The organism is Lentzea aerocolonigenes, from assembly GCF_000955955.1.
GTDB lineage: Bacteria > Actinomycetota > Actinomycetes > Mycobacteriales > Pseudonocardiaceae > Lentzea > Lentzea aerocolonigenes_A.
In genome coordinates this window covers 1-9,596 of sequence record NZ_JYJG01000356.1, presented here as the reverse complement: position 1 = coordinate 9,596, position 9,596 = coordinate 1, and the positions used below count along the sequence as shown (strand labels likewise).

The 9,596-nt window shown below is 69.1% G+C and carries 1 pseudogene; it reads right to left on the bottom strand.

The features are described from left to right. Positions 1–9,596: pseudogene (locus UK23_RS53185) on the bottom strand (hypothetical protein); the annotation flags it as partial.

Below are 9,596 nucleotides of genomic sequence, written 5' to 3'. Positions count from 1 at the left end.
GACGTCGTGGACGGTCTGGTTGACCGTCCGGACGTTCTTGTCGTCGCGGCGGTCGGCCCAGGTGCTGCGGTCGGCCGGGTCGCTGGGCGCGAACCAGTCCGCGGTCTTCGCGGGCTCGTGCCGCCACGACTCGTCGGTCAGGACGTCCTTGCCCCGGTGGTCGAACGTGGTGGGCATCGCGGGAGGCGCGCCACCGCTGCGAACCGTGCTGGACTTGGTGTCGCTGTCCGGAAGCGGAGGAGCAGGGGGAGCAGGCGGCGGTGCGGGATGGGACCCGCTCGCCTCGGCACCGCTCCGGCTGGACTCGGCTACCGCCGGCTCGGTGTGCGGCGGCAGCGGCGGCAACGGCTTCTGGTCGACGCCACTGGTGGTGTCGGCGTTGGTCGTCGCGCTGGTGCTGGCGTTGGTGTCGGCGGTGGTGCTGTCGGCGTCCTTGACCGGCGGGGTCTGCGTGCTCGTGTCGCCGTCCTTGGGCGGCACCGGTGGCGGAGTCTGCGGGGTCGTGCTCGTGGACGCGGACGTGTCGTTGGGCGCGGCGGGCGGCGGGGTCTGTGGGGTCGTGCTGGTGCCGGCCGACGTGTCGCTGGTCGTGGCGCTGTCCTTGGGCGGTACCGGTGGCGGGGTCGGTGAGGCCGGGCTGGACGGGTCGCCGGGCGGTGGGGACTGCGCGGCCGCGTTGAACGAGTCGATCTCGTTGTCCACCTTGGCCTTGGCGTTCCACCACTCCTGCTGCTTGGCGTCCGCCGTGCGCCGGGCGTCGTCGAGCTTGGTCTCGGCGTCCGTGATCGCCTTCTCCGCTGCGGCGCGCTCGTCGACGAGTTTCTGGTGCGCGGCCTCGGCGTCGGCGCGGGCCTTGTCAGCCTGAGCCACGACCTGTTGCTGCGCCTGCAACTCGGCGCGGGCGTCGGCGGCGGCCTTGCGCTGGGCGTCGAGGTCGGCGTGGGCCTCGGTGAGCTGCTGCTGGGCGTCGGTCAGCGCGTTGTGCGCGGTGTCGGCCTCCTGGCCCAAGCGGTCCAGTTCGGCCTGCGGAGCGCCATTGATCTGCGCGTCGTCCAGGGCGTCCTTTGTGGACAGGGCGTCCTGGCTCAGCGACGTGATCTGCGGGTTGAGCTCCTGGATGCGCGCACGGGTGTTCGCCACCTCGGCCTGGGTGCCGGCAGCCGCGGTCTCCAGAGCGGGCAGCTTGGCCTCGGCGTCCAGATGGGCGTCGATCGCCGTGTTCAACGCCGTCGCGGCGTCGCCGACCGGCTGGTCGGTGCGCGCCAGCACGGCCGCGGCCTCGTTGATCGCGTCCTGGGCCTCGTGGCGGGCCGCCTCGACTTCCTTCTCGGCGGTGCGCCAGTCGTCGGCCGCCTTCTTGACCTCGGTCTGGGCGTCCTTCAACGAGTCGCCGAGCTGGTGGTCCAGCACGGTCTCGACCTCGGCGGAAGGCATCCGCACGCCCGCGGAACCGGGCACGGTCAGGTCGACGACACCGGTCTTGCCACCGATCGTCGCCACCACGCGGTACTCGACGTCGAACTGCACGAGCCCGGTGCGCGGCGTGTCCGTGGGCTTGATGTTGCCGCCCTCGGCCTGCGCCGGACCGCCGGAGACCGCGGACGAGTCCTCACCCGCGTGGCGAGCCTCGAGACCACCGGTGCCGAAGTTGACGGTGTCCTTCGGGTCGCCCTGCTTGACAGCCGCGGACCCCTGCGCGAGCCCGACCGACACGTCGGCCGTGTCGGACTTCTTGGCCTCGCTGGAGGTTTCGGTGGTCTTCGTGGTCAGCGGGGTCTCGATCTTGACGCTGTCGCTCAGCGACCCCAGCTGCGGGTTCACCAGCTTCGCGTAGACCTTGACGTCGGCGTCCTTGCCGAACGTCAGCGCCGCTTCCTTCAGACCCGGCACGTCCAGCGACCCGGACAGCATCGACGGCAGGTGCGGCTGCAGGTTCTCCGGGCTCAGCGTGGCCAGCAGGCTGTTCAACGAACCCGTGCCCTTGCCGGTCAGACCCTTCCCCGCGCCCGCCTCCGTCAACGCCTTCACCGCGGCGTCGCGCAGGTCCTGGGCACCGCGCAGGTTCTCCACCGACGCGGTCGGCGGCAGCTGCGTGGCACGGCTGTCCTGCTGGAAGGCGAACGTCGCCTCGGGCGTGCCGAACTCGCTGCCGCGCTTCGACGCGGCCGACATGTACGGCTGCGGGTTCCCGTGCCCGGTGGTCGGCTGGGAGACCTTCTGGTTGTCCGCGTGCGTGCGGACCACCATCTCCTGGTCACCGCTCCGAGCCTTGGCGATCTCCTTGGAGCCCTTTTCGACGACGAGCTCGAACTCGACCGGCACGGTGTACTGCGCCGCCGGTCCGCTCGCCGTGCGGGTGCTGCTGAACGCCTCGTTGACCGACGTCGTGACCGAACTGCTCTTGCTGCCACCGATGTTCACGCCGACCGCGCCGCCCGCGGTGCCCGAGACGTTCGGGTTCGCGCTACCCGGCGCGGCGAGACCCGGCGCCCGCACACCGACGCCCCAGCCGGAGCCGCGGCCCTGTCCGGCGCTCTCCTTGCGGGAGCCGCCGTTGTTGTGGGTCATGTCCACGCCGTCGTTGACGACCTGGTTGAACGTCGGCTCGCCCGCCTTGGCGCGCAACGTGACCTGGTACGAGTCCTTGCCGAACGTGCCGGGCTGGTGCACCAGCAGCGGCACGCCGCCGTCCAGCGCGCTGTCGATCATCGCCTTCACGCTGGCCGGCGAGTTGAGGTCGACGATGCGCTGCAGGTTGCTCATCGAGTCCTTGAGCACCGAGTCCGGGATCAGCGCGTCGCTGCCGAACTTCTTGGTGTTCGTGGACAGCTGGCTGGTGAGGTCGTTGACGACACCGGACAGGTTCGGCACCGACTCCACAGTGGACAGACCAAGCGCACCGGGCTCGCCGACCGCGACCGTCGACGGCGGCGCCATCTTCGGGAAGTCCGGCTTGGGCACGGTCGACTCGACCTTGGGCAGCACGCCGAGATCGCGCGCGACGTCCTCCGACACCCGCACGAACACCGACTTCGGCATGTTCACCGTGACGCCCTCGGCGTTCGGCGTGCCGCCGTGCACGAAGTTCCCGGCGCGGCTCTCGCCGACGATCGTGAACTCGGCGTCGATCTGGACCAGCACGGTCCGCGCGTCGCCCGGTGTGGTCTTGCCGCGGTCGACGTTGCCGCCGATCTCGTTCGACTCGGTCCTGGTGTCCGACCACGGCGTGACCTTGCCGGTCACCGCGGCGCCACCGGAACCGCTCGGCTGCGACGGCGTGCCCGCGGGCGGCGGGGTCACGTTGGGGCGCACCGGGACGTTGATGCCGGCGGTGAGGTCGACCGACCTGCTGGTCGTGGAGGACTCACCGGCCTTGTACCCACCGCTGACCGAGTTGTCCGCGCCGGTGGTGTCCGAAATGGACACCAGCTTCGCGTCGCCCAGCTTCACGGACATGCCGATGGCGCCGGAACGGTCGGTGACGCGACGGTCGTACTTGAGGCCTTGCTCCTGCACGCCGGTCTCGATGAGCCGCTGCAGGTTCGCCTTGATGTTCTCCGGGGTGAACATCTTGTCGATCTGCGCGCGCGAGGCGGTGCCCGGCGTGGTGAGCGCCGAGTCGCCGTTGGCGGCGCGGTTCAACGCGTCGATCGCCTGGTCCCGCAGCTCCGTCGTGTTCGCGACCGCTTCGACGTTCAGGAACTCCGGCGACTTGGGCCGCGGGTCCTTGGGGTTCAACAGGTCCTTGACGGTCGGCGAGTTGTCGATCTTCGTCGACTGCGGGTCACCGGGTGTGAAACCGTCGCCGGGATCGGTCTTGAGAGTCGACCCGTCCGACACCCACAGGTTGACCTTGCCGTCGATCTTGTCCAGACCCGCGCCCGTCTTGGCGACCGTCTTCACCTCGGGCGAGTGGAATCCAGGTGCGCCGGGGACGATGTTGCGCACCCACGTGCGCGGCCGGGTGAAGGTCGTGATCTCGACCTCGAACTCCACGTCCTGCTGGAAGACCTGGGCGTCCGGGCTGCCGGGCGTCGACGCGGTGCTGCTGACCGCCGGCCCGGCCGAGGTCTTGTCCGCCCACGAGTGGCTGTAGGACGCACCGACCTGCGGCATCGGGGTGAGCGAGGCGACGCCGGTCTTCACCGGGATGTTGACCCGGCCCTGGACACCGCCGGTCCAGCCCTTCGTGGTCGTGGTGCTGGAGTCGAGCTTGGGGCCGGTCGTGGTCGAGTCGCTGACCGGGCGCGCGTCGGCCTGGCCGAGGTGCTTCGGGTTGCTGACCTTCGCCTTGACCGTGACGTTGACGTAGGTGTTCGTGGTCTTGCCGGAGTTCTTCAGCTGCACCTGGACGCCCGGACCGAGCAGGCTGTCCATGTTCGCCTTCAACGCGGCGGGGGAGAGGTTCGCGGTCAGCTTGCGCTGGTTCGCGAGCTGCTCGGCCACGTCGGAGAAGCTCTGGCCCTTGCTGCTGCGCGGGTTCGCGTCCGGGTTGTTCCACTGCGGCAGGAACTTCTTGAACCCGGGCAGGTCGCGCAGCGCGCCCTCGACCTGGCTCTGCACCTTGGCCGCCGGGACGAACTCGCCGACCTTGGCGTTGCCGGCGGCGAGCGTGTCCGCGAGGTAGGGCGGCAGGTACTTGGTGTCCGCCGTGGCCGGGTCGGTGATCGTGTTCCGCGAACCGTCCGGAGTGGGCAGACCCGCGGCGCCGGCCTCGTTGAGGCCCATGCGCATGTGCGTGGTGACTTCCATCTTCACGCTGTCACCGGACGGCGTGCGGACCTCGACCTCGGCGGTGACCTCGTACAGGCCGGTCTCGTTCTTGACGCCGATACCGGTCTTGCGGTTCGTGCTCGACCCCGCGCTCACGCCCTCCGCGGTGCGCGCGGAGTAGTTCAGGGTGGCGCCGACCGTGCCGCCGACCTTGCCGGGCACGCCGATGTTGCCGCCGAAGCCGCCGGTGACGTCGAAACCGGTCTTGGTGGCCGCGGACACACTGCTGCCCCAGGCAGAGGTGTCCTTCAGGTCCAGCGCCGCTTTGTCATGCGTGCCGACGAGCTTGGCGTCCTTGAGCGTCGCGGACATCTGCACCGCGCCGCCCTTGCTGGCGTGCGGGCTGATCAGGTCCGGTGACGTGACGAAGCCGCCGAGCATCGCGGGCAGGTTGTTTCGGATCGAGGTCGGGCTGAGGAAGTTCTGCAGCACCTCGCGGCCGGGCGAGCCGACCTTCGTGATCGACGGGTGCAGCTTCGCCGCGACGTCGGTGAACGCCTTGCCGGAGTCCTTGACGGTGACGGCTTCCGGCACCGCGTTCTCGACCTTGGTGCCCCAGTCCGCGTCGGTCGGCGTGACCACGTCGGACGTCTTGCCGGAGTCGACGATGGTGCTGAGGTCGGCCGGGACCTGCAGCGTGACGTCGGAGCTGTGCGCGGCGAACTGCGCGGGGGTGCCCCCGGCATCAGTGACGATGATCGCGTACGTGACCGGCACGGTGACCTGCTTCGAGCCACCGTCGGACTTGATCGCGCGCTGCTCGGTGATCGTGTTCGTGGTCGCCTGTGACACCGCGGGCGTCGCGAGCGCGGCCTTGCCACCGAGTGAGCCGTACGGGCCCATCGCGACACCGGCCGTCGCGCTGCCGCCGACGTCGTTCGACGTGGCGATGGTGTTCGTGGTGGTGGAGGCCGCGGCGGCCTGGAAGTTCTTGTCCACCTTGGTGTCGGCCGCGTCCGTGACAGCGGTGTTCGCGTCTGCCTGCATCTCGGCGCGGACGTTCGCCTCGAACCAGGCGTTGCCGATCTTCACCTGGAAGTTGCGGCCGGTGCCCAGGAACGTCTCGAAGTCGTTCTCCAGCGCGTCCTTGATGCGCGTCCGGTCATCCGGCTTGAGGCCCTGGATCTCGCCCACGACCGCGTCCGCGTCGCGCACGTTCGTCGGCGTGATCGAACCGAGCGCCTTGTTGTCCTGGAAGAAGCTCGGCAGGTTCGTGCCCGGCACCTGGCCCACCGGCTGCGGGGCCAGCGTGACCATCGGGACGACCGGGTTCGGCGGTGCCGGGCGGGTCTGCGTCTCGGGACGCGGCGGCGCGCCCCTGGTCGCGCCTCGTGAGGAGCCCTCGCCGGGGTCGTTCGCCGGGGTGTGCGGCGTGTAGGTGGTCTTGCCGTTCGGGTTCGGGCGCGCGTCGAGCTCCAGCGCAGGCCCGAACTTCGGCTCCTTCCACTTCTTCGCCTTGTTGACCTCCGCCGGCTTCGAGGTCGGGGTGATCTCGGGCGCGGGCTCGAAGAACGGCTTGATGGTCTGGACGTCGCCGTCCGGGCCGTGGATCTTGATCGGTCGGCCGAGCTCGGTCGCGAGCAGCTTCGCGGCCAGTTCCTCCGCCTTGGCCTGCTTGGCGTTCTCGGCCTGCTGCTCGGCGGCGTTCTCCTGGGCGTGGGTGTCGGCCTCGGCCGGAGTGATCGGGCCCGCGTCCGGGTCCTCGAGGCTGTTGTCCACCGCCACGTCGCCGCTGTTCGGCCGGAAGCTCGCCGGGAGCTCGGTCTTCGGCGCCGGGCCGGGCTCGATCATCGCGTTGACGATGTGGCCGTTCTCCAGGCCGTGCTCCTGGCGGAACTGCGCGATCTGCTTCGTGATCGCGGGCGACGCGGTCCATCCATTTTGGACGGCTCCCGCACGCAGGTCCGCCGCGGACTTGCCGCCGAGAGCGTCGTGCGCGGCGTTGTAGATGCCGTCCGGCCGCGGGTCCGCTGCGACAGGCAGAACGCCCGCTTCGAGCGTGCCGAACATCCGGGTGACGTTGCTCGGGTTGCTCGACATGGCCAGGTTGAGCATCGCGGCCATCTTGTGCTGCTTGGTCGACGGGTCGATGTGCGGGACGTCGGATTCCTTCTTGTCCGGACGCTTGCCCTTCGAGTCCTTCGGCAACGGCGGCGGGTAGACCGTGCTCGTGTCGACCTCGGGGTCGATGCCGATGTGGCCGTGGCCGTCGACCGGCGCGGAGATGCCGCCGTCGAGGGAGTTCTTGTCCTCCCAGCCGAGATGCAGCGCGTCGAGCTTCGACGGGGTCCAGCCGCCCGTCGTCTCCGTGCGCGTGCTGACGCCGGTCTCGGGGTCGTAGTCGTACTTGTGCTCGATGACCTGCTGGGCCTCGCGCTCGGCGTGCGACTTGTTGTCGGCCTTCGGGTTGCCCTTGCGGTCGAACTTCTCCGTGAACTCGTCGCGGATCTTCGCACCCGACACGTCGGCCTTGGCCGCCCGGTCGAGGTCCGGGGTCGGGCCGGAGTACATCCGGCTCGTCGGGTTGGTGAGAGCGTGGTGCGACTGCGGCCACTTCGTGCCGGCGCTCTCGGCGAAACCGAGCGCCAGCCTGGACAGGTCGGTGGCCACCGCGCCGTTGACGAAGTCGGTGCTGAACGTCTCCCCGCGCAACGGGTTGGTGTTGTTCTTGAGATCGACGTCGATGCCGGAGTCGACGGCGTCCTTGTTGATCATCGCGTCGACCAGGGCGTCGATGTCCGCCTGGGGCGCGTTCGGGTTGATCTCCTTGACCCTCGCGTCGACCTCGGCCCTGAGGTTGGCGATGTCCTGCTCGACCTTCTTGATCCCGGCGTCGAGCGACTCCAGGGTCTTGGCCTGGCTCGGGCTCGGCGTGCCGCCCTGGGCCTTGATGTCCGCTTCGAGCTTGGCCTTGGCGTCGGCGAGCGACTCGTTCGGCTTCGGCGGTGGCGGGAGCTGCTTGGTGTGGATGTCGACGATCTCGTTGCCGGCGAACTTGTTGATCGACTTGCTGAGGTCGCCGAACTCGTTGCCGCCGGGGCCGAACTTCACGTCGGGGTCGACGACCGCGACGTTCGCGTCCATGAACAGGTTGGGCTCCGGCGAGTACGGCAGCATCGGAGCCGAGTCCTTCTGCCGGCTGCGCGCGTCCATGTCGTCGCGCATCGCCTGCTCGAACCGCTTGACGAACTCCTCGGGCTTCGAGAGCTCCTTCTCGGCCTTGTTCAGGCTTTCGAGCTTCTTCGTGTCCTTGTCTGTCTTCTTGTCCTTGGCGTTGATCTTGGCGCGTTCGTTGTCGATCCGCTGCTGGGTGTCGTTGATCAACGCGTCCGGGTCGCCGACCCGGTAACCACCGGAGTACAGCAGCGGACGGAGCGGCGCCATGCCGGGCGGGTTCAGCGACTCGGTGAAGTGGTTGAAGATGTCCTTCGGCGGCGCGCCGTCCGGCGACGGCACGCGGCGCGAGCCGGAGTCGAAGTCCTGGAACGAGATGTACGGATGCGTGCCCTTGCCGTTCAACGCGCCGACGGCGAAAGTCGTGGCGGGGTTGTGCATCGTCTCGTTGCGCATCTTGCCGAAGGGGAAGCTCTCGTTCTTCTTCACCTCGGGCAGCGGTACGAGCGCGATCGGTTCCTTCCGGTTCGCGACCGAGTTGTTCGCCGTCTCGATGTCGGAGGCCATCGTGCCGTTCGAGCCTTCGCGGCCGTTCACGCCGACGACGAACACCATGTCCTTGGCCTTCGGCCCGGCGTCCGCGGTAATGGCGTCGATGACGCTGTTGATCTCGCCCAGCTGGTTGTGGTTGACGATCATGTTGACGACGAACGACGGCGGCTTGTTCTCCTCGACGCTCTCCTTGAGCTTGGCGAGGTAGTTGTCCTTCGTGGGCAGGTCGACGCCGTCCTTGCCCAGGTCCTCGAACGCCTTGTTGTACGACACGCCGTCCAGCTGGAGGTCGCCGAACGCGTTGGTGAGGTCCTCGACCTGGCTGTCGGTGTCGCTCTGGGCGTCCATGTCGACGTCGCCGTCGGCCTGGCTGTCGACGTCCATGGGCGCACCGGTGTCCACAGTGGACTGACCGGCGTTGCTGGGGCCGGCGCCGGGGTCGTACGGGGTCGGGTCGAACGGTCCGCCCTGGTGCTTGGGCCTCTTGTTCTGCTCGGGGCCCGTTTCGACGTCGCTGTCGCTGTCCCAGCCGTGCTTGTGCTTGTCCGGCATGGGGCGCGTGTCGGCGTCGGGCCTGGTGTCCGGCCTGGTGTCGGGGGTGGGCGTCGTGTTCGTGCCGGTGTTCGTCTCCGGCGCCGGCCTCGGGGTCCAGCCGGGTGGGGGAGGCACGGTGGCCGGGCCGGGCGGCTCGATCCTGGTGTCCGGGACCATGACCTGGCTGTTGGCGGTGCGCTCGATCAGCCACAGGTGGCGCGGCCGGATACCGGGGTCGTCGAGGTGGACGTCGGTGCCCATCATTCCGCCGTCGTTCTGGTGGACGCCGGAGTTGGTGTCGTGCTGCTGGAAGACCCGGGACGTGTCCTTGTACTCGTCCGGGATTCCGAGGTAGTGCAGGGTTTCGTGGGCCAGCACCTCTGGGCTGGTGTCCGGGTTCCAGTGCGTCTGGTCGACGTTGGGGTTGTCCGGGTCGACCTTGATCGTGGTGTGGGCGTCCGCCGGGTTGTTCGTGAACTCGAGGTTGAGGTGGAACTGGTCGCCGCTCGGCAGGCGGAAACCCTGGTTCAGCAACGAGTTCACGCCGTTGGCGGCGTTGTCCTTGACCTGCTGCACGACATCCGGGTCCGCGTTCGCGGCAGGGTCGATGTGCACCTTGACGG